Origin of the sequence: Flavobacterium branchiophilum FL-15, assembly GCF_000253275.1 — a bacterium.
Lineage (GTDB): Bacteria > Bacteroidota > Bacteroidia > Flavobacteriales > Flavobacteriaceae > Flavobacterium > Flavobacterium branchiophilum.
The window spans coordinates 84,164-106,131 of sequence record NC_016001.1 but is presented as its reverse complement, the minus strand read 5'-3'; the positions used below and the strand labels follow the sequence as shown (position 1 = coordinate 106,131).

17 protein-coding genes and 1 pseudogene are annotated in these 21,968 nt (G+C 34.0%); 7 read left to right on the top strand and 11 right to left on the bottom strand.

Annotated elements, in window-relative coordinates; genetic code table 11:
• Positions 1-27: 27 nt before the first annotated feature.
• From pbpC to FBFL15_RS00465, 4 genes are all read left to right on the top strand, one after another.
• A complete protein-coding gene (gene pbpC, locus FBFL15_RS00480; protein WP_044032376.1) occupies positions 28-2,373 on the top strand; it encodes a penicillin-binding protein 1C in 2,346 nt (781 codons plus the stop codon).
• Between the two features lies 1 nt (position 2,374).
• On the top strand, positions 2,375-3,496 hold the full coding sequence (locus FBFL15_RS00475) for a glycosyltransferase (RefSeq protein ID WP_014082730.1): 1,122 nt from the start codon (positions 2,375-2,377) through the stop codon (positions 3,494-3,496).
• A gap of 59 nt (positions 3,497-3,555) precedes the next feature.
• Positions 3,556-3,993, top strand: a complete 438-nt coding sequence (locus FBFL15_RS00470; protein ID WP_014082729.1) for a GNAT family N-acetyltransferase — start codon at positions 3,556-3,558, stop codon at positions 3,991-3,993.
• 192 nt (positions 3,994-4,185) lie between these two features.
• Positions 4,186-4,581, top strand: a complete 396-nt coding sequence (locus FBFL15_RS00465) for a hypothetical protein (protein WP_014082728.1) — start codon at positions 4,186-4,188, stop codon at positions 4,579-4,581.
• A gap of 171 nt (positions 4,582-4,752) precedes the next feature.
• Here FBFL15_RS00465 and FBFL15_RS00460 read toward each other — a convergent pair whose 3' ends face one another.
• The 4 genes from FBFL15_RS00460 to FBFL15_RS00440 all read right to left on the bottom strand — a co-directional run bounded on the left by FBFL15_RS00460 (position 4,753) and on the right by FBFL15_RS00440 (position 11,640).
• Entirely contained in the window at positions 4,753-5,172 is a 420-nt protein-coding gene (locus FBFL15_RS00460) for a DUF1493 family protein (protein WP_014082727.1), read from the bottom strand.
• A 432-nt stretch (positions 5,173-5,604) separates the two neighbouring features.
• Positions 5,605-8,439 carry a DNA polymerase I gene (gene polA / locus FBFL15_RS00450; RefSeq protein ID WP_014082725.1) on the bottom strand — a complete coding sequence of 945 codons (2,835 nt, stop codon included), beginning with the start codon at positions 8,437-8,439 and terminating at the stop codon, positions 5,605-5,607.
• A gap of 621 nt (positions 8,440-9,060) precedes the next feature.
• On the bottom strand, positions 9,061-10,941 hold the full coding sequence (locus FBFL15_RS00445; protein ID WP_014082724.1) for a hypothetical protein: 1,881 nt from the start codon (positions 10,939-10,941) through the stop codon (positions 9,061-9,063).
• Positions 10,942-10,992: 51 nt separating this feature from the next.
• Positions 10,993-11,640 (bottom strand): hypothetical protein, encoded by a 648-nt coding sequence (locus FBFL15_RS00440; RefSeq protein ID WP_014082723.1) that lies wholly within the window; start codon positions 11,638-11,640, stop codon positions 10,993-10,995.
• Between the two features lie 776 nt (positions 11,641-12,416).
• Between FBFL15_RS00440 and FBFL15_RS00435 the strand changes: the two genes are divergently transcribed.
• From FBFL15_RS00435 to FBFL15_RS00425, 3 genes are all read left to right on the top strand, one after another.
• The gene (locus FBFL15_RS00435; protein ID WP_044031940.1) at positions 12,417-13,583 is read left to right on the top strand and encodes a Gfo/Idh/MocA family protein; all 1,167 of its coding nucleotides are present in this window, start codon (positions 12,417-12,419) and stop codon (positions 13,581-13,583) included.
• A gap of 129 nt (positions 13,584-13,712) precedes the next feature.
• Positions 13,713-14,378: an HD domain-containing protein gene (locus tag FBFL15_RS00430; RefSeq protein WP_014082721.1), complete on the top strand. Its 666-nt coding sequence runs from the start codon at positions 13,713-13,715 to the stop codon at positions 14,376-14,378.
• Complete coding sequence (locus FBFL15_RS00425; protein ID WP_148267877.1) at positions 14,348-15,526, top strand: sensor histidine kinase; 1,179 nt, start codon at positions 14,348-14,350, stop codon at positions 15,524-15,526. The genes FBFL15_RS00430 and FBFL15_RS00425 overlap by 31 nt, the downstream gene beginning before the upstream one ends.
• Positions 15,527-15,585: 59 nt before the next feature.
• Here FBFL15_RS00425 and FBFL15_RS00420 read toward each other — a convergent pair whose 3' ends face one another.
• From FBFL15_RS00420 to hemE, 7 genes and pseudogenes are all read right to left on the bottom strand, one after another.
• Entirely contained in the window at positions 15,586-15,816 is a 231-nt protein-coding gene (locus FBFL15_RS00420) for a ferredoxin (protein ID WP_014082719.1), read from the bottom strand.
• Positions 15,816-17,051, bottom strand: coding sequence for a peptidase U32 family protein (locus FBFL15_RS00415; protein ID WP_014082718.1), 1,236 nt, complete (start codon positions 17,049-17,051; stop codon positions 15,816-15,818). The genes FBFL15_RS00420 and FBFL15_RS00415 overlap by 1 nt, the downstream gene beginning before the upstream one ends.
• Positions 17,052-17,057: 6 nt before the next feature.
• A pseudogene (gene trhO, locus FBFL15_RS00410) lies at positions 17,058-18,092 on the bottom strand (oxygen-dependent tRNA uridine(34) hydroxylase TrhO); the annotation flags it as partial.
• A 261-nt stretch (positions 18,093-18,353) separates the two neighbouring features.
• On the bottom strand, positions 18,354-19,280 hold the full coding sequence (gene hemF, locus FBFL15_RS00405; protein WP_014082716.1) for an oxygen-dependent coproporphyrinogen oxidase: 927 nt from the start codon (positions 19,278-19,280) through the stop codon (positions 18,354-18,356).
• Positions 19,281-19,593: 313 nt separating this feature from the next.
• Positions 19,594-20,007, bottom strand: coding sequence for a hypothetical protein (locus tag FBFL15_RS00400; RefSeq protein ID WP_014082715.1), 414 nt, complete (start codon positions 20,005-20,007; stop codon positions 19,594-19,596).
• Positions 20,008-20,121: 114 nt separating this feature from the next.
• Positions 20,122-20,673, bottom strand: coding sequence for a transposase (locus FBFL15_RS00395; protein WP_014082714.1), 552 nt, complete (start codon positions 20,671-20,673; stop codon positions 20,122-20,124).
• A 196-nt stretch (positions 20,674-20,869) separates the two neighbouring features.
• Positions 20,870-21,937 (bottom strand): uroporphyrinogen decarboxylase, encoded by a 1,068-nt coding sequence (gene hemE, locus FBFL15_RS00390; protein WP_050881261.1) that lies wholly within the window; start codon positions 21,935-21,937, stop codon positions 20,870-20,872.
• Positions 21,938-21,968: the final 31 nt, after the last annotated feature.

The window sequence follows — 21,968 nt, the reverse complement described above, 5'->3', positions numbered from 1 at the left end:
AAGGGCAGTATTTTTTATATCCAAAAAATGGCTTTAAAGCATGTCAAAAAACACCCTAAAAAAAGTGTTTTGTTGGTTGTTTTATTATTGCTCTATTATTTTTCATTGCCAAAAACCCTGTTTTCTGTGCCTTATTCTACCGTAATCGAAAGTAGAGAAGGCGAATTATTGGGAGCCAAAATAGCGTCTGACGGGCAATGGCGATTTCCAACACAAGACAGTGTGCCACAAAAGTTCAAACACTGTTTGGTTTATTATGAAGACGAATATTTTTATCGCCATTTGGGCATCAACCCCATAGCAATGGTACATGCGTTGCAACAAAATCAAAAAGCGGGCAAAGTAGTTCGGGGCGGAAGTACCATAACCCAGCAAGTAATCCGCTTATCGAGAAAAGGCACAAAAAGAAATTATTTTGAAAAAATAGTTGAAGCTATTTTGGCAACTCGATTAGAATTGGGGTATTCCAAAAATGACATTTTGGATTTATATGCTGCACATGCCCCTTTTGGTGGCAATGTGGTAGGGCTAGAGATGGCATCATGGCGGTATTTTGGGGTTCGTGCCCATCAATTGTCGTGGGCAGAAAGTGCAACATTGGCCGTATTGCCCAATGCACCAAGATTGATTTACCCTGGAAAAAATCAAGAAAAATTAAAAACCAAGAGAAATCGTTTGTTGCAAAAATTATTTCAAAATAATATTATTGATAACCAAACGTACCAACTGGCCCTAACAGAACCATTGCCGCAAAAACCTTTTCAATTGCCTCAAATTGCCCCACATTTTTTGCAATATATAGCACACGAAGAAGGAGAATTGCGTGTAAAAACAACCATAGATTATGCGTTGCAAAACAGAGTCAATCAAATGGTTAGTTATTATTACAACCAATACAAGCAAAACGAAGTACACAATATGGCTGTATTGGTGATTGATGCACAGAATCGGCAAGTTTTAAGCTATGTTGGCAATACACCAACCGATCGATTTCATCAAAAAGATGTTGATATTGTACATGCTGCCCGAAGCACAGGAAGCATATTGAAACCTTTTTTGTATGCCTCTATGCTAGACGATGGAGCCATTTTGCCACATACCTTAACTCCCGATATTCCTACGCAAATAGCGGGTTATACGCCACAAAATTTTAATCTTACTTATGATGGTGCAGTACCGGCAGATAGGGCTTTGGCTAGATCGTTAAATATTCCTGCTGTTTTAATGCTTCAGGATTATGGTGTGCCCAAATTTTATGACGTATTACAAAAATTTCATTTAAACGACATTTCAAAAGCACCACACCATTATGGACTATCGCTCATTTTGGGTGGTGCCGAAAGCAATTTGTGGGATTTGTGTCGGACGTATGCCAATTTGACTGCAACATTGAATTATTTTGAAAAATCGAATGGAAAATACCGTACCAAAGAGTTTGCTGATTTAACGTATGTGTTTGATAAATCTATTGATTTTGGTACCGAAACAACCCATAAAAATATTGTAGGGGCAGGAGCCATTTGGCTTACATACCATGCCATGCAAGAAGTAAACAGACCCGAAGGAGACGAAGCCTGGAAATTTTATGACAGCTCATTGCAATTGGCTTGGAAAACAGGAACCAGTTTTGGAAACAGAGATGCCTGGGCAATTGGAACAAATGCCCGATATGTTGTGGGCGTTTGGGTAGGAAATGCTACAGGCGAAGGTCGACCTTTGCTAACAGGAGTTGCTAGTGCTGCCCCACTACTTTTTGATATTTTTAATGTGTTGCCCAGACAAAAATGGTTTAAAACTCCTTATGCCGATTTGACTCAAGTAACGGTTTGTAGTACGAGCGGCCATTTGGCACAAGACCATTGTCCGAAAGTGACGCAATGGGTACCTACAAAAGGCAAATCTACTACTGTTTGTCCGTATCACAAAATTATACATTTGGACAAATCTGCACAATTTAGAATCAATTCCAGTTGCGAAGCCATAAATAATATTGTTTCTAAAAGTTACTTTGTTTTGCCCCCCGTAATGGAGTGGTATTACAAGAATCAGCAAATTGATTACAAAGCATTACCCCCATTTCGGGCAGATTGTTTAGCAACAGCAACAACAACTATGGATTTTATTTATCCAAAAAACAATACTAAAATTTATTTAACTAAAGATTTTAATAGCCACATCCAACCTGTAATTGTAAAAGTGGCTCATTCCAACAACAACATGGAATTGTATTGGTATGTTGATGATGCGTTTAAAGGAACCACAAAAACATTTCATGAAATGTCTTTAGAACCCGTTTCGGGTTGGCATAAAATAACCGTTGTGGATGCACAGGGCAACGAAATTAGTAGAAAAATAAACATTGTAAAAGAATAGCATGATTTTTATAGTAATCCTTTATGGCTTGTTTATGGTACAGCTTATTTTTGGTTTTTCAAAAATAAAAAAATATGCTCCCATCTCATTTGCCGAGCCAAAAACGACATTTACCATTATTGTCCCTTTCAAAAACGAGGCAGCGCTGTTGCCCCAACTTTTAGATTCTTTTTCTAAACTAAATTATCCCAAAAATTTGTTTGAAATTATTGCCATAAACGATCAATCAACAGACCATTCGGCTGAAACATATCATCATTGGCGAATGGCAAACGGGTTAATTCAAACAACACTTTTGAATAGGGTAAAACTCTCGAAATCGCCAAAAAAATCGGCCATTTTGCAGGCCATACCCATTGCAAAATACCAATGGATTATAACCACCGATGCAGATTGTATAGTACAACCAAACTGGCTTTTGACATTTGACACTTATATACAAAATCATGAGGTAAGCATGGTGGCTGCTCCCGTTTTGACTATACCCCAATCTACCTTTTTATCTCATTTTCAATACATTGACATGCTTAGTTTGCAAGGGACAACTATTGGTAGTTTTGGAATTGGGGAAGGTTTTATGTGCAATGGAGCCAATTTTGCTTATACTAAAAAATGGTTTGAAGCGCTCAATGGTTTTGAGGGCAACACCGATTTGGCAAGTGGCGACGATGTGTTTTTGCTTCAAAAAGCGTTACAAAACAAACCACAAAAAGTAGGTTTTTTGAACAGTAAAACGGCTTTGGTACAAACCAAGTCCGAAAAATCATGGCACAATTTGATACAACAAAGAATCAGATGGGGGAGCAAAAGTAGCCGATATGCTATACCGTTTTCTAAAGAGCTTGCTGTTGTGGTATTGCTTACCAATTTTGGATTTGTGTGCAGTTTTGTTGGCTGTATTTTTGGGTATTATTCTTGGCAGCAATGGCTTATTTGGCTTTTAGTCAAATGGAGTTTTGATATGGTGTTGCTGCTTCAAACCTCAAAGGCTATTGGTACAAAAAAATGGATTTTTCCTATTATGAGCAGTTTGTTTTACCCGTTTTTTTGTAGCTATGTCGGTTTTATGGCCGTTTGGGGTCGATTTTCTTGGAAAGGTGTGTCCTATTCATGTAAAACATAAATACTATTTGCTCCATTTGGAATACCTTTGCTTTTTATTAATTTCAAATATTAGACTTCATGACAATTCAAGAACTGACCACAATCGACGAGATGCTCGAACAATTTGAACTGATACAATTACTTTATCCTAAAATGAATAGGACTACATATCGGGAACATTTGCAGGCCATGTTGCCCAACGGCTATTCGCAAATAGCCCTATTTGACAATCAAACCTGTTTAGGATTGACGGGCTGTTGGTTTTCGACCAAATTGTGGACGGGTAAATATTTAGAAATAGATAATTTTATTGTACATCCAGCAAGTAGATCATTAGGAGTTGGGAAAAAAATAATTGCTTTTGTAGAACAAAAAGCCAAGGAGTTAAATTGTAATTTTATAGTACTAGATGCTTTTACGGGTAATTTTGCGGCTCATAAATTTTATTACAACCATGGTTATCATCCAAGGGGTTTTCATTTTGTTAAAATTTTTGACGAAAAATTAATACACTAACACTATTTTTTGTAATTAAAATAATATAAAAAATTAAGTTGCAATTTATCTGACAGAATCATGATTTAACAGGAAATACCTATACAATACCATAGTATCAAGTAGAATGTCCATTGGATTCGCCTCATATTTTTAATGGTATCACGTTCAATACATGTAGCCTTGTGCCTTTCTAATTTTAAAATCAAACACATGAGAAAAAATTTATATATTTTTACATTTCTAATTTCAATTTCTTCGTTTTCGCAAAATAATGTTATTGATGTTTTAAAAACTTTTACTGTAGCAAACAAAGAAGTGAAAATTAAGGTTGGCAAAAAACAAAAATATGTCCTAAAAAAAGATGTTTTTAAAAGAATTAGTAACCAATGTAAGATAATTGCAATATATGGTCCAAATTCAAAAAAATCCTATTACAGTTTGGTTCGTTTAGCTAACTATAACGAATATGATTTATATACCGTAATAGCTAATAATATAATTTATTCCAAGTCAAATGGCATAACTCCAAATTCATTTAGTTATTTTCTATTGTACAATAAGGTTTTGAACATTTTTTTGCCACAGATTTCACAGATTTTATCGTAAAAAATCCGCTAAATCTGTGAAATCTGTGGCAATTTTTTTGTTTTAATTGCTGCATAAAAAACGCTGAAATATAATTTCAATATTTAAACAATTAAAAATCAAAGCATTAAAATTGTATTTTACTTTTATAGGACAAAAATGATATTTTTAAACTCTATTGAAATAAAGATGTTAAAATTTCACTTTCAGTAATATTATCCCTAAAATCAATATTCCTAAAATAATTATATTTATAATAATATCATATCGGTATTTTGGTAGATCATGCTTAGGATAATTAATATCCCATTTTTTTAACACAGCAAATTCAGCTAGCATTTTTGGTGTAATCGGAATTTCTTTTACTCTATTATGAGGGTTTTTAAAAAATATGTTACCAAAATTAAATGTCAAACTTGCTTCTTCTTGATAATGAAAATACCAAAGAAAATCGTTCATATCAACATTATATTTTTCAGCATATTTAGAAAGTAAATCATCACAATCATCACCGTCAATTTTCAATAAAGTAAAAATATCAGAATCTGATTGAAGATTTGATTTCCAATATTCTTTTTCAATAAAATCAATTATTTCTTTTTCAGTAATCATTTTTTGAATTTCAAATAAATGGAAAAAATAACGTTTGATAAAAAAATCAAAAAGCTTATTAAAAAGAAAACAGTAATACAGTTTTTGAATAAAACAGAAAATAAAAGCAAAAGTATACTTAGTATAGAGAACAGCATATTGGTTTTAATCTTCATTAAAAACAATGCAGAATATGTAGAAAAATAAATTAGTGAAAGAGGAATAATAAAACTAGTCAAATCCCAAGCCCAACCTACGGTTTTATTTATTCCTGTTTCTCCTGTGATATTAATGATAATTGTTCCAATTACAAAATATGAAATTAGAAGCAAAAAAATAAATTTTATAAAAAAAGCTAAATATTTCATTAAATTCTAATATTATGAGATTCCTCCTCTTTTGAAATGACAAAACAAATTTAACTGCCAACTGCTACTGAACACTGACCACTTTCTAATGGGCCTCCAGCCAGTTTTTCCCAATTCCGATTTCTACCTCTAATGGCACATCCATTGTAAAGGCATTTTCCATTTCATGTTTGATCATCGGTTGGATTTTGTCTAACTCGCTTTTGTGTACATCAAAAACCAACTCATCATGTACTTGCAACAACATTTTTGATTTCCAGTTTTCTGAAATCAATTTTTGGTGAATATTGATCATGGCCATTTTGATAATATCTGCGGCACTTCCTTGTATAGGTGCGTTTACGGCATTTCGTTCGGCGGCACTTCTTACTACGGCATTGGCCGAATTGATGTCTTTCAAATAGCGTCGTCTGCCCAAAACGGTTTGAACGTAGCCATTTTCTCGAGCAAAATCGACTTGTGCCGACATGTATGATTTCAATTTAGGATAGGTCTGGTAATAGGCGTCTATCAATTCGGCACTTTCTTTTCGAGACAAATTAGTTTGGTTGCTCAATCCAAAAGCCGAAACCCCATATATAATACCAAAATTGACGGTCTTGGCATGGCTTCGTTGCTCTTTGGTAACGTCTTCCAAGGGGATATTAAATACTTTGGCAGCAGTACTTTTGTGAATATCTTCGTTGTTTTGGAAAGCTTTGATCATGTTTTCTTCACCCGATAATGCAGCAATAATACGAAGCTCAATCTGAGAATAATCGGCAGAAACCAACGTATAATTTTCGTCTCGTGCTATAAAGGCTTTTCGAATCAATCGCCCTCTTTCTGTTCGAATGGGAATGTTTTGCAAATTCGGGTTATTGGAACTCAACCTACCCGTGGCAGCCACTGTTTGCATATAATCAGTGTGCACTCTGCCTGTTTTACTATCAACCTGATTAGGCAATGCGTCAATGTATGTGCTTTGCAATTTTACCATTTGTCGCCATTCTAAAATGTCTTTTACAATTTGATGTTCGTTTGCCAAGTAACTCAAAACCTCTTCCCCAGTAGCATATTGTCCTGTTTTGGTTTTCTTTTGTTTGGCACCTCCAATTTTTAGTTTGTCAAACAATATATCGCCCAACTGTTTGGGTGAAGCCAAATTGAATTTTTCGCCAGCAGTTTCATATATTTTTTGCTCAAAACTGTTGATTTCTTTTTGCATTTCAACCGACATTTCTTTCAGAAATGGAACGTCAAGATTGATACCTTCTGTTTCCATAGCAGCCAAAACCGAAATTAATGGCAATTCGATGCTGTTAAATAATTTTTTAGTTTCGGCTTTATCTAAAATGGGACTAAAATTGTCTTTCAGTTGCAAAGTAATGTCTGCATCCTCCACAGCATATTCCTTTATTGCTTCTAAATCTACCTGACGCATAGATAGTTGTCCTTTTCCTTTCTTGCCAATCAATGTTTCGATAGATTTTGGACTGTACTTTAAATAGGTTTCGCTCAAAACATCCATATTATGACGCATATCAGGATTAATCAAATAATGAGCAATCATCGTGTCAAACAAAGGCCCTTTGACTTGAATGTTGTAATTTGTCAAAATCTTCAGGTCATATTTGATATTTTGTCCCACCTTTTCGATGGATTCATTTTCAAAAAAGGGTTTCAATTTATGGGCTAGTTCAAAAGCTTCTGTTTGATTTTCGGGAAATGGAATATAAAAACCTTTGCCTTTTTCATACGAAAAAGACATACCCACTAATTCTGCATGAAGGGTGTTAATACCAGTTGTTTCGGTATCAAAACAAACCGATTTTTGATTCAGTAAATTTTGGAGCAATAATTTTAGCCCTAAATCACCTTGAATAATTTGATAAGAATGTGCCGTGTTTTCAAGGCTGTTATAAAATGTATTGGCATTGGATTCCGTTTGATCTTCGTCTGAAAAGCCAAACAAATCAAATTGGTCTTCATTTGTTTTTTTAGAAACCACTTTTTTGGTTTTTTCTTGCTCAATCTCTCCTTCATTAACAAGAGGGCTATTGTACAATTTATCAAACTGGGCTTTCATTTGTCGGAACTCCAATTCCTGAAACAAAGCATCTGTTTTTTCAATATCGGGTTTTGAAAGTTCAAAATCATGCTCATCAAATACTACAGGACAATCTAGCAAAATGGTAGCCAGTTTTTTTGACAAAAGCCCCAATTCCTTATTCGCTTCAATTTTAGTTTTGATAGCTCCTTTTAGTTTATCGGTATTGTTCAATAGATTTTCGAGAGAGCCAAACTCGGCCAAAAATTTCTTTGCCGTTTTTTCTCCCACTCCAGGTAGCCCCGGAATGTTGTCGGCCGCATCGCCCATCATTCCCAAAAAATCAATCACTTGCAGCGGATTGCTAATTTCAAATTTAGACAACACCTCTGGTACCCCCCATATTTCAATATCGTTGCCCATTCGAGCGGGTTTATACATAAAAATATTTTCTGAAACCAGTTGGGCAAAATCCTTATCGGGAGTTACCATAAATACCCGATATCCCTTTTTTTCAGCTTGCTTGGCCAAAGTTCCAATCAAATCATCAGCTTCAAAACCAGCTTTTTCAATAATAGGAATGTGCATGGCCCGCAACAATTCCTGAATATAAGGTACCGCAATTTTAATAGCTTCGGGTGTTTCGTCTCGGTGTGCCTTGTACTCCTGATACATTTCATACCGATAGTCACTCCCACCTTTGTCAAAAGCTACCGCCAAATGATCGGGTTTTTCTCGTTTGATAACGTCCATCAACGCATTCATAAAGCCCATAATAGCAGAGGTATCAAGACCTTTTGAATTGATTCGTGGATTTTTGATAAAAGCATAATATCCCCTAAAGATTAAAGCATAAGCATCGAGCAGAAAAAGCCGTTTTGGTGTGTCCATGTTGTGGTTTTAAAATATTATTGCGTAAAATTAAACAATTTTGTCAATAGATACAAATTACAATACCAGACACTCATTTTTATCAATTCAAATCAAAGGGTGTTTCCTACTTTTTTCGGGAGCTTATCCAGCTTTCCGTTTCAAGTCCTCGGTGTGAAAGGGTTTTTTGTTTGCTCATTTTATTTTTTTTTATTTCATTTATTAAACGGATTAAAATCCGTTGTTACAAAATCGGTCATCCCTACGGGATTTACACTTTGTATATTAGAGCCGTAGGCTCGATTCATATTATAAGGCTGGACTTCAGTCCAGTCGATATTACAAGCAACACGAGAAAAGAGCCATAGGCTCGGCTCATATCATCTCGCAAAGTTTGGCAAAACACCCATACTTTCCTTACTATACTGAATACATTTATGTTTTCTTTGCTCATTTTTGTTTTTATTTCATTTATCCAACGGATTGAAATCCGTTGTTATAATATGGGTCATCCCTACGGGATTTACACGTTGTATATTAGAGCCTTAGGCTCGATTCATATAAAATAATAGAAATACAAAATAACATTTTTTTTATTATTTGCCAAATTTTGTATTCCTATTATTTTTTAAACTAAAGTTGTTAATTTAAATAGCTCATCAAATCTAATGTTTGAAGGATAATGTTTTTGTTGGTATGATTTGAATGGAGTTCCATATCAAACGACATGCTGTTTTGAGATACTTTTTTTGGAGCTACAACTTGTAGGTCTTTAAACTGGTTGCTCCATTGCAAAACATTGGCAGTATTTGACCCAAAATCTTGTTTTTTAATAATTTGTTTAATCAAATCCTGTAAATTAACTGTACCTAAAAAGTAATTCTTTTTCAAATCTTTTTTCAATTGTTTGGCAAAATCTGATGTTGTACCTTGACTCAAATAATCCAATCCGTTTGTAAAAATCAAAACATCGCCTTCTTTTTGAATTACAAATTTTCCTAATTTAGGATCTTCTTTTTTCAAAAAATAGCTGTTGTTGTTTTGTATCAAAATATTTTTTCGCACACCCAAATCCAATAGTCTATCAGGAAAAGTTTCGTGTGTGGTTGTCATGATCATGCTGATAATTGGTCGGGTTTTGGTAATGGTTTTTTCTTCTTCTATGGGTTCATAATTGTCGTCATAAGTAGTTGATTTGAAAGTAGCATCATACGATTCTAATTGATGTAAAAACACCGAAAAGTCACCATCAAACAAAGTTGAAGTAGCTTTTTCGTCTATTAGGGTACTCATCAAATCGGTAACAATTTTAGCATCTTCATTCTCAATTGGCAAACTTGCCAACGCTTGTTCAGATAATTGCGAGTAATTTTTAAGTAATGCTTCTGTACTAAAATGGTAGGTTGCATAAGCTAATGGGGGTTGTTTTGGGAAATAGTCAAATACCTTTTTATTGGCTTTTCGGCTCATAATTTCTTCCATTATATTGGCCATTGCAGCCGAATATTCTACGGTTTCATGCATACTAACCTTGTCATTATCAAAATAAAAATCGGCAACCATACCAATTACTCTGTTATTGGCAAACAAGTTATTGGGTTTTGGAGCAAAACTTTTGTACCAATATTTCAATACATCTAAACTCGAATACACTGCTTGATAGTCTAACCAAGAAGATATATCTGCATTGGGATTGATTTTATTGGATGTAGGAACTACAAAACCATTTTCAAACAGTATTTTTATGGCTGTTTCTTGCTTCAATTGATTTTCTATAGCTTCGGCTGCTTCTTTTGCTTCTTGTTCCTTCAAATATTGTTGGTAAGCTTCATCACTTTCTTCTGTTGTTTCGCTTGCAGCTACGGCATCATCTGCAACTGCTGTGGCTTGTAGGTCATCGTCTGCATTTACAGTATAAGCAACAGCTTCGGTGCTGTCATGTGGCATCTCTACAGCATAGTCAACAGCCACAGTATCTGCAATTGCATAAGCCGAATCTACCTCCACTGCTGTAGAGTCTATCGTGAATTCGTCTGTATCGTTTTGGGGGTAGGCATGGTGTTTCGATTTTAATAATCCGTAAATAATAGCATAATTTTTATTCCATGCCATAGTAAAAGATTGTCCTTTTGGCGAATATGTTTTGTAATTATTGTATATTTTGATTGTCTCATCAAGGGTATCGATTGGAGTGTTTGCCTTTTGAGCCATTTTTTTGTTAATCCAATTTTCCAAATCTTTTTCATTAGATAAGGCAAAAGTCATTTGGTAATACGGAATAGAATCAGAAAAATTTCCGTGAATAGACATGGGTTTTGAGGTATCAAAAATAGTAACCCAATCTTTCAGGGATATATTCTTGCCTTGTTGATTCCAGTTTTTAAACATTTTATGCCCCAAAAGGCTGTCCAAAGGCACTTTTTGTGCCAATTGTGCTGTATTGAAATGTATAAAATAATCCGTTTTGTGTTGAGCAAAAGTAAATGAAGTTGCTAATGCAAGCAAATAAAGCCATTTTTTCATAAAAAGTAAATTAGTTGTTTGTAATTGTAATGTTAATTGATGCTTCTTGTTTTATTGTGTTAAGTTATTGGTTTTCAACTCAATTTTATTGTCCATTTGAGCAGTATGTTGTAAAACAGACCAAACATTATGTTTCAAAAAGACGGTTTTTTTCGATTTCGAAATTTTACTAGCAGCATTTTGGGCAGATAGGATTTCCGTATCAAAAGTATAAATAGCCATGATATAGGCTTTTAGCAAATCGTCTTTTTTGTCTTCTTTTTCTATTAATTTTTTAGGCAACGGATAAGCCGCAATTCTTTCAAACTGGCCTTTATCCTCTTTAAAATGCACTATTTTTTTCTGATTATCAAGCTGATTCAAAGCTTTGTTGAGGGCTTCTAATGATTGAAAATGAAATTGAACTTTGAAAATATAATGGTCAAAATCAGTTGATGTTACAATATCGGAAATGCCATTTATTTTGGATATCGTGGTTTTAAATTGTAGCAATCTCGATTTGATTTCGGCTTCATTTGGAATTTTGGTACCCTCTACTTCCTCCAACATGATGGCGGTTTTGGTTTTGAGCCACGAATTTGAAAAATCCACTTGCAGTCCATAACTGCCACTGTGGTTAGTACCATATTTGACCGTTTCGGTAATGTTAAAACAACCCGTTAGTAGCAAACAAAAGCTATAAAATATAAGTTTTTTCATACTGTAAAAAAATTTGTAAATATAACAATTAAAATAGAAATATAAAACGATTCTTTTAAAAAATAATCGATGTTTTCAATTTTTTATCTAAAATTAGCTTTAATTGAAATAAAACTCCTTAAAAAAATGTCTAACTTCAAATCAAATAAATGCCTTAATTAATAGGTCAAATAAAAGATTTGGAAATAAAACATCAAAATAAGTATATTTACCAAAAAATAAACGGGAAAAAGTTGAATTTAAGGACTTAAATCATCCATTATTATTGAAAATATTGGAAATATACCGAATAGTTGATTGGACTTGGTAAGTAACAAGATTCGACTTTCATTATTTTTTTCATACAACATGGTGTTTATTAAAAACAAAAAAATGAATTGCTTTTTAAGAAGTATTTTTATTATATTTATTTAATAGATTTATAAAAAAAAATATATTTATGTATTATATAATAATCTTTTTATTATTTATTTTTAAAAATTAATAAAATTCAAAAGCATCTAAGAATGAATTAGGTAGTTATTTAGTCCGATTTTCAATATTGTTTTTGATAAAAATTGAGAATAAAGCTGTTGCTAAATTGCTGATTTATGATAAAAAAACAGTAATTTGCACCCTTGCAACAAGGTAATTTATTGGTTTATTGGTGTGCATTAAATCTAAAAATTAATGATAATATTGTTGTATATTTTTTAAAATATCATAAAATAATGTTGAAATTTTAAAAAAATCAAGAACTATTAAACAACTACTATCAAACTAAAAACGTGAAAAAAATGGAAATTAAAAAACTTAAAATGGGTATGATTGGAGGCGGTAAAAATGCTTTCATTGGCAGTATTCACAGGCATGCAATAGGTATGGACGGCTTGATTAGCTTAACCGCAGGTGCATTGAGCAGCAATCCTGAAACGGCATTAGCATCAGGATTGGATTTGGGCTTGGATGCTAATAGAATTTATGGTAGTTATCAAGACATGCTTATCCAAGAAGCGGCATTGCCAGCTGCAGAACGCATTGACATAGTATCGATAGTAACTCCCAATTTTGCTCATTTTGAACCCGCCATGATGGCACTCGATTTGGGTTTTCATGTCGTATTGGAAAAACCCATCACCTTTACACTAGAAGAAGCTAAATTATTAAGAGAAAAAGTACAAAAAACCAGACTAAGACTTTGTTTAACCCATACCTACTCTGGTTATCCTATGGTAAAACAAGCCAAAGCTATGGTAAAAAACGGCGATTTTGGAAACATTCGTAAAATATGGGTCGAATATCCACAAGGTTGGTTGAGTGAATTATCTGAAAGCGAAGGAAATGCACAAGCTGCATGGCGAACAGATCCTAACAAAAGCGGCAAAAGTGGGTGTATGGGCGATATTGGTACCCATGCAGCCCATTTGGCAGAATACATATCGGGTCAAAAAATCACGACTTTATGTGCTGATTTAAGTATTAAAGTGCCCGGTAGAAAATTAGACGACGATGGGAACGTTTTACTTCGGTTTGATAACGGAGCCAGTGGTGTTTTGATGGCTTCGCAAGTAGCGGCAGGCGAAGAAAACGCATTGAGAATAAGAATTTATGGCGAAAAAGGCGGCATAGAGTGGCATCAAATGGAGCCAAACACCCTATTGGTAAAATGGTTAGATGCCCCAACACAAATTTATAGAGCTGGTGCCAACTATGGTTTTCAAAGTCCATACATGACCGATAATTGTAGAACACCCGGAGGCCATCCAGAGGGATATTTGGAAGCTTTTGCAAATATTTACAAAAATTTTGCTTTAACCATTTTGTCCGAAAAAAACGGCAATACACCAACAGCACAAATGCTGGATTATCCAAATGAACAGGACGGCGTTCGAGGTATGGCATTTATAGAAAATGTGGTAAATTCATCAAATGCGGATGTAAAATGGTTTGAATTTGTGGAGTAAAACCAAAACAAAATCAAAAAACTTGTGTGTTTTGAGTTTTATAAAGGGTACCATTGATAAAACGTTTAAAAAAAACTTGAACCACTTTATTTGTTTACTATTTTTTGTAATAATAAAAAATTGCATGCTATGACAACAACAAAACTAATCAACAATACAATTCAATATGTTCAGAAAGAGCTGTATAATGCCGAATCTGGACATGATTGGTTTCATGTAGCCCGAGTGTATCAAAATGCGTTATTGATAGCACAAAACGAAACGTGCAATTTGCTTGTTGTGTCGTTGGCCGCTTTGTTGCATGATATTGCAGACAGCAAATTTTATGGGGGCAATGAAACTATTGCCCCTCAAAAGGCTCGGTATTTTTTAGAAAATCAACAGGTAGAACCAACTGTTATCGAGCAAGTTGTATTGATTATAATAAACATTTCCTTTAAGGGTGGGCACCAAGAGAGTACATACCATTCGATAGAGCTACAAATCGTTCAAGATGCCGACAGATTAGATGCTTTAGGAGCCATTGGTATTGCAAGAACTTTTAATTATGGGGGTTTCAAAAATCGAATAATTTATGACCCTAGTATTAAAACCGAAATAGGAATGAGCAAAGAAGCCTACAAAAACAGTACTGCACCAACAATCAATCATTTTTATGAAAAATTATTGTTGCTAAAAGACCAAATGAATACTGCAAAAGGAAAAGAATTGGCCACAGAGAGGCATCGTTTTATGGAAATGTATTTAGAACAATTTTATAAAGAATGGAACGTTACAACACGTATAATAGAATAAAAAATAGTTTGTCGTTTCCCAAAAAAGAAATTACTCGCTGGGGCTTAATCCTGGCCTCATTTGTAGTGATTTCGCTTATTTTATGGAATACTTTTTCATTTTTTCAAATATTTAAAATAGAAGAGCGTATTAAAATGGAACATTGGGCAGAGGCTCAAAAATCGTTAATAAATGCAAATGAAAATACCGATATTGAATTGTTGTTAAAAATCATTCAAGATGCCCGAATTCCCATAATGGTTACTGAAAAAGATTCGATTATCAACACAACCAATATTGATGAAAACATTGTAAAAAACAAAGAAGAATCAAAGGCTTATTTACAAAAATTAAAAAATCAAAACGAACCCATTGTAATGGTTTATGGGCCTGGTAAATCGCAAAAACTATATTATGGCAATTCTGATTTGTTAAACAAATTAAAATATTACCCAATTTCGTTGTTGCTTATTATTTTGCTTTTTATTTTATTGATATACAATTATTACCGAAGCCATAAAGTAGCATCGCAAAACAAACTTTGGGCCGGCATGGCAAAAGAAACGGCCCATCAAATTGGCACTCCCCTCTCCTCTCTTATGGGGTGGATAGAAATTATGAAAGCTGATGAAATAGAGCCAACCCTTGTTGTAGAAATTGAAAAAGACATCAACCGTTTGCTGATGATTACTGATCGGTTTTCAAAAATTGGATCCGAACCTGTTTTAGAAGATTTGGACATTATTTTCGAAACGCAACAATCATTTGAATACCTACAATCTCGGTTTTCTAAACAAATTTCATTTCATTTTCAAGCACCTTCTAATCCGATTTATATTAAAATAAACCCTATTTTGCACAGCTGGACAATAGAAAATTTAGTAAAAAATGCGATTGATGCCATGAAAGGCAAAGGAAAAATAAGTTTGAAAATAGAATATGATAGCGTTTATGTAAGGATTTTGATTTCAGATACAGGCAAAGGCATTTTTAAAAAAGATTTTAACAAAATATTTGAACCTGGTTTTACGACCAAAAAAAGAGGGTGGGGACTCGGCTTGTCGCTTACTAAACGTATTGTAGAAGCCTATCATAAAGGAAGTATCAAAGTGATGCAATCTGAAATAGACAAGGGCACTACTTTTCAAATAAGCTACAAAACACATTAAAAACACATAAAAACTTACAAAATAATTATACTTATTATTTTGTAAGTTAGATCAATATATTAAGTTTCTTTTACAGTAATAATATGAACTGGACAGGCTTTTGCCGCTAGTTCGCAACTTTCGGTAATGCCATGGTCATAAGCCTTTAGGGTATAAAATCCTTTGGCGTTTTGGGAATGAATCAATACAGATTTTCCGTCTTTTTTAGACATCTGAAAATGAGCTGGAGCCATTTCTACACAGTAATTACAGCCAATGCACTTGTCTCTTTGCAATGTAATGATGACCATTAGTTCTCTACTATTTTATATAATTTATCGGACATTCTAATTCTAAAATCAAGTTTAAATGTACATTTATCGCCTTTTGTAGCTTTTTGAACCGGTTGATCTGCCACATACATTTCTTCTATCAGCATTTCTTGGGCTCCTGTATTGTGTCCTGTTATCAGTATTTTATCGCCTATTTTAATATCATAAGCTTCAATTTTAAATTCGCCAATGCTGGCTTTTGGAAAAAAATGAGCTGCTTTGCCAACATAAACTTTCTTTTGTGTGGCCAATGAGCCTGGTACATCGCTCCATTCGCCCAATTCTTGCCCCAAATAATATCCTGCCCAAAATCCTCTGTTATATACCGTATTCAAAGCTTCCATCCACACTTTAATTTTTTCTTTTGTAAAGCTACCTTCATAAAAAGCATCTATAGCCTCTCTATACGTTTTGATAACCGTGGCTACATATTCTGGTGCTCTGCCCCTACCCTCAATTTTAAGTACTTGAATACCCGATTCTATTACTTGATCTAAAAAATCTAATGTACACAAATCTTTTGGCGACATCAAATATTCGTTATCAACTTCTATTTCAAAGCCGCTTTCTTGATCAATTACGGTATATTTTTTACGACAATTTTGTTTACAAGCCCCTCTATTGGCCGACGAGTTGTGCGAATGTAAACTCAAATAACATTTGCCCGAAACAGCCATACACAAAGCACCATGACCAAAAATTTCAATTTCTATTAACTTTCCGTTGGGGCCTTTGATTTGTTCTTTTGCAATTTGATCTGTAATATTCTTTACTTGACGCAAGCTCAACTCGCGGCTCAATACCATTGTATCGGCAAATAAGCTATAAAACTTGATTGTTTCAATATTAGTAATATTCAATTGGGTCGAAATGTGAACTTCCATACCAATACTTCGGGCCATTGCAATAACCGCTTGATCCGATGCAATAACGGCAGTAATTTGAGCTTCCTTAGCTTTGTTTAATAATGTTTTTACGATTGATAAATCGTGGTCATATATAATTGTGTTCAACGTTAAGTAAGTTCTAATGTTTTTGGTAGCACATCGTGTAGCTACTTCTTCCAAATCATCCATAGTAAAATTGACGGTAGCCCTTGCTCTCATATTGAGCTGTTCTACTCCAAAATATACTGAATCGGCTCCATTATCAATGGCGGCTTGTAACGACTCAAAATTGCCAGCAGGGGCCATTAATTCTATTTTTTGTACCATTTTTTATTGCTTTTTAAAAATTAATACTTCAGATTTTCCTTTTTTGAAAATCGGATTTCCTGTCTTTTTCTTATTTTTTCGCAACTGTTTTTGGATGTCTTCGGGTAATTGAATCGTTTCTAAACACGCATCCGAACAGCAATTTTGCATTTTTGCTTTGCAAGTATCGCATTGGATAAATAACAAGTGGCAACCATCATTAATACAATTTGTATGGGTATCACAAAGTTCTCCACATTGATGACAATGGGCTATTATGTCCGAAGTAATTCTTTCGCCCAAGCGGTGATCAAATACAAAATTCTTGCCAATAAACTTGCTTTCTAATCCTTCTTCTTTGATTTGTCTGGTATATTCAATAATGCCTCCTTCCAACTGATATACATGTTCAAAACCTTTGTGTTTAAAATAAGCACTGGCTTTTTCGCATCTTATCCCACCGGTGCAATACATCAAAAGATTTTTGTCTGATTTGTATTGTTCTAATTGTTTTTCAATTAATGGCAAACTGGCTCTAAAGGTATCCACATCGGGTGTTATTGCATTTTGAAAATGACCTATTTCGCTTTCATAATGATTTCGCATGTCAATAACTATGGTGTTTGGATTGTCCATCAAGTCATTAAATGCTTTGGCCTTTAGATGCGTGCCAATGTTGGTAACATCAAATGTTTTGTCTTGTAATCCATCGGCAAGTATTTTGTCTCTAACCTTGATCGTTAGTTTCAAAAAGGAATGATTTTGTTGCTCTACAGCAATATTAAGGCGGATTCCTTTCATAAAATCATAAACCTCTATCGCATTTTTAAAATCATAAAAACGATCGGCAGGCAACGACAATTGGGCATTTATTCCTTCATGTGCTACATATATACGCCCCAAAACATCCAATTGATGCCAGGCTAAAAACAATTCGTTTCTAAATTGTGTAGGATTTTCTAAATGAGTATAGGCATAAAAAGATAGGGTTAAACGTTGCTTACCCGCAGCGTCTATCCATTTGGCTCTTTCTTCAGCACTCAAAGTATTGTACAGTTGCATGCTATATAACTTTTAAGTTGAGAATATTTGAAGGGCAAAGATAAACATTTTTTATTGATGTTAAATATAATACCAATAGCCTTTACATCGCATGAGCAATGAAATACCATTTACTCTAATAAATAACACAATAAGGAAGTTGTTTTTTCTAAAAAATTATGGATGAAATATTAGGTATTCCATATCCAAATAGTGAAAACAATTAAAAAGAGCCAACCAAAAAATATCAGACAACCCTTTTTAATTATTTGAATTCCAATATTATAACCAATCTTTTGGATGTTGTAGTACTTGCAACAATTTTTCTTCATCGCTTCCCGCCACAGGATGATGGTCATAATGCCATTGCACGTGAGGAGGCAAACTCATCAAAATCGATTCTATTCTTCCATTGGTTTTTAAGCCAAAAAGAGTGCCTTTGTCGTGCACCAAATTGAATTCGACATAACGACCACGGCGAATTTCTTGCCAAGTGCGTTGCTCTGGTGTGTATGCCAAATCCTTTCTTTTTTCCACAATTGGCACATAAGCTTCAAGAAACGAATTGCCAATTTCGGTAACAAAATTGTACCAATCTTCCATGGATTGCTCCTCGGTTGCTTTCAAATAATCGAAGAACAAACCTCCAATTCCTCGGGCTTCATTTCGATGTGCGTTCCAAAAATAGTCATCACATTGTTTTTTGTATTTTGAATAAAAATCAGGGTGGTGTTTGTCGCAAGCCGTTTTGCACGTTTGATGAAAATGAATCGCATCTTCTTCAAACAAATAATAAGGCGTCAAATCTTGACCACCGCCAAACCACGACAGCCCCCCAGCCCCCGAAGGGGGAGTTTCTCCAGCTTCTGTTGAAGGATAAGTTTCAAAATACCGCCAATTGGCATGCGTTGTGGGTACCATTGGATTTTTTGGGTGAATGACCATACTCAAGCCGCAGGCAAAAAAATCCGCTTCTCCCACGTTGAATAATTTTTGCATGGAATCGGGTAATTTTCCATGAACGGCTGAAATGTTTACGCCCCCTTTTTCAAAGACGTTACCATTTTCAATCACGCGAGTGCGACCGCCTCCGCCTTCGGGCCTGTCCCATAAATCCTCACGGAATTTAGCTTTTCCGTCGATGTCTTCTAACCCTTTACAGATTTGATCTTGCAGGGTTTGAATGTAAGTGTAGAATTTGTTTTTCATTTTTGTGAAATTTTTCAATAATATCAGCTGGTTATAAATTGTAACCAACTCGTTTTTTCAACTGGTGACAATTTGACACCGTTTGATTTCCTTCTGCTATTAATCTTTCTTTAAGTTTATTCCAATATTTTCTTGCTGTTTGATATTCGATTTGGTCAGTAAGAGTTTGAATAACATCAACAATAGAGAAATATCATTTTTCCTCTTCTTCGCTCCAAACAGAACGAATTTGTTTTTGTTCAAATAGTTTTATTGCGGTTTCTTTGGTCATTGGGATGAAAAAATTTATAAATGGTTAAAGAAATTATTTTAATTATTTAATTATTTGCTGATAAATTATAGGCATAAGAAACGGAGCTATAACTATTAAAAAACCAAATATTCTATCAAAAACATTAATTTTAGCTGATTTAAAATCCCATCTTGTAGCAATAATTATATTTCTATTAAATATCGTTTTGAAAATTTGATTACAAAAAATCAACCCAAATAATAGAAAAAGCGGACTTGAATAGTACAAGGCAATATTAAAATTACGGTAATAAATACCTATCAAACCTAAAACAAAACATAATGAAATATAAACCCATGTATTTAAATCTGGAGTAAAAATTTTATTATACCTAAATGTCATTGGATTTGTATTTCTTCCAGTAAATAAAAATAAAATATTTATTACTAGTAAAAACAAAGGTACTTCTACAGTTAAAATTTTAGACCAATTCATATTTTTTAATTTGATTTCTAGGATTCCTGCAAGGTCTTCAAGACCTTGTAGGTATCTATATTTGTTATTATTTATCGATATTTATACTTTCAATTTTATATTTATTTTTGATAACTATTCAAATGTATATTTTTCATTTAAAAAATCATTTTTTTGATTATGGCAAAAAACAAAATTATCCAAATCTCCAAACGATTGAATGACATCGTTTCTTTTTATACTAGTATAGCTATCGGAAAGAATGGCTTTAAAAGATGAAAATTTAAAATTTTTATAGTCCAAACCTAAATGATGTTTAGGATTTAGATGTACATAAATAATTAAATTCTTCAAATACAATTCATTTTCAAGTTTTATTCTTTTAAAATGTTTTTCAAAAAGACTTCCTGTTCTATTATTCTGTTTATTAAAAGCCTTTGCATAAGAATTAAAAAAATTAGAAAATGCTTGGGTAACGATTTTATCTTCTTCATCAATCCTGATAACAAAATGGAAATGATTATCCATTAAACAATATGCTAAAACGGAAATTTTTTCAGATAAATATTTAGCTAACTGTTTCAGGAAAAATAGTTTATTTTCTTCATTTTCAAAAATAGTAGTGCCATTTATTCCTTTGTTATAAATGTGATAAAAATTATCTTTTTCTAAAATTTCAAGTTTCATATATACTGATTATATCATTTTTTTTCACCTACAAGGTTTTGGAAACCTTGCAGGAGTAATAACGCTTTTACTGTTTTGAACGCTTTCAATTTTAAAACACCTACAAGGTTTTGGAAACCTTGCAGGAGATAAAAAACCTCGAAGTAGTTGAATCGTATTCATGGTTTTGGAAACCTCGCAGGATGAATATAGGTTTTTACATCCCGTACTCCTTCACCGCCTCCACAAACGCCTTCGCATGATCCACAGGAATGTTCGGCAAAATACCGTGACCTAAGTTGACGATGTAATTATCTTTTCCAAATTCATCAATCATTTCATGCACCATTTTTTTGATGGTTGGAATTGGCGACAATAAACGACTTGGATCGAAATTTCCTTGTAAGGTGATGTTTCCGCCTGTTAAATAACGAGCATTTCTTGGCGAACACGTCCAATCTACGCCTAATGCCGAAGCTTTCGATTTTGCCATTTCGCCTAAAGCAAACCAACAGCCTTTTCCAAAAACAATTACTTTCGTTTCATCTGCCAAAGCCTCTACAATTTGGTTGATATATTGAAATGAAAATTCTTGATAATCTACTGGTGATAACATGCCGCCCCAAGAATCAAAAATCTGAATGGCATTGCAACCCGCTTTTACTTTTTCTTTCAAATATAAAATCGTCGTATCGGTGATTTTTTGCAACAAAATATGCGCTGCAACTGGATTGGAGAAACAAAATCCTTTGGCAGTATCAAAACTTTTGGAACCTTTTCCTTCCACCGCATAGCAAAAAATCGTCCAAGGGGATCCTGCAAAACCAATCAAAGGCACTTCGTTATTCAGCATTTCTTTGGTCAATTTGATGGCATCAAAAACATAACCCAAAGTTTCATGTACATCAGGCACAAAAACTTGGTTCACTTGTTCCATCGTACGAATCGGATTTGGGATTATCGGCCCTAAATTGTCTTTCAATTCTACGTGAATGCCCATCGCTCTTGGTACTACCAAAATATCCGAAAACAAAATTGCTGCATCAGGTTTTACAATTCGGATGGGTTGCACGGTGATTTCAGCCGCTAATTCTGGGGTTTCGCAACGGGTGAAAAAATCGTATTTGTCTCGCAAAGCTCTAAATTCGGGCAAGTATCTTCCGGCTTGACGCATCATCCAAACGGGTGGGCGTTCTACTTTTTCGTTGTTTAAAGCTCGTAAAAAAAGGTCGTTTTGCAGACCCCTAATCCCCGAAGGGAGAATTTGATTGTCTATATTGTTCATTGTATTAATTTAAACTTTCTAAATTTTAATA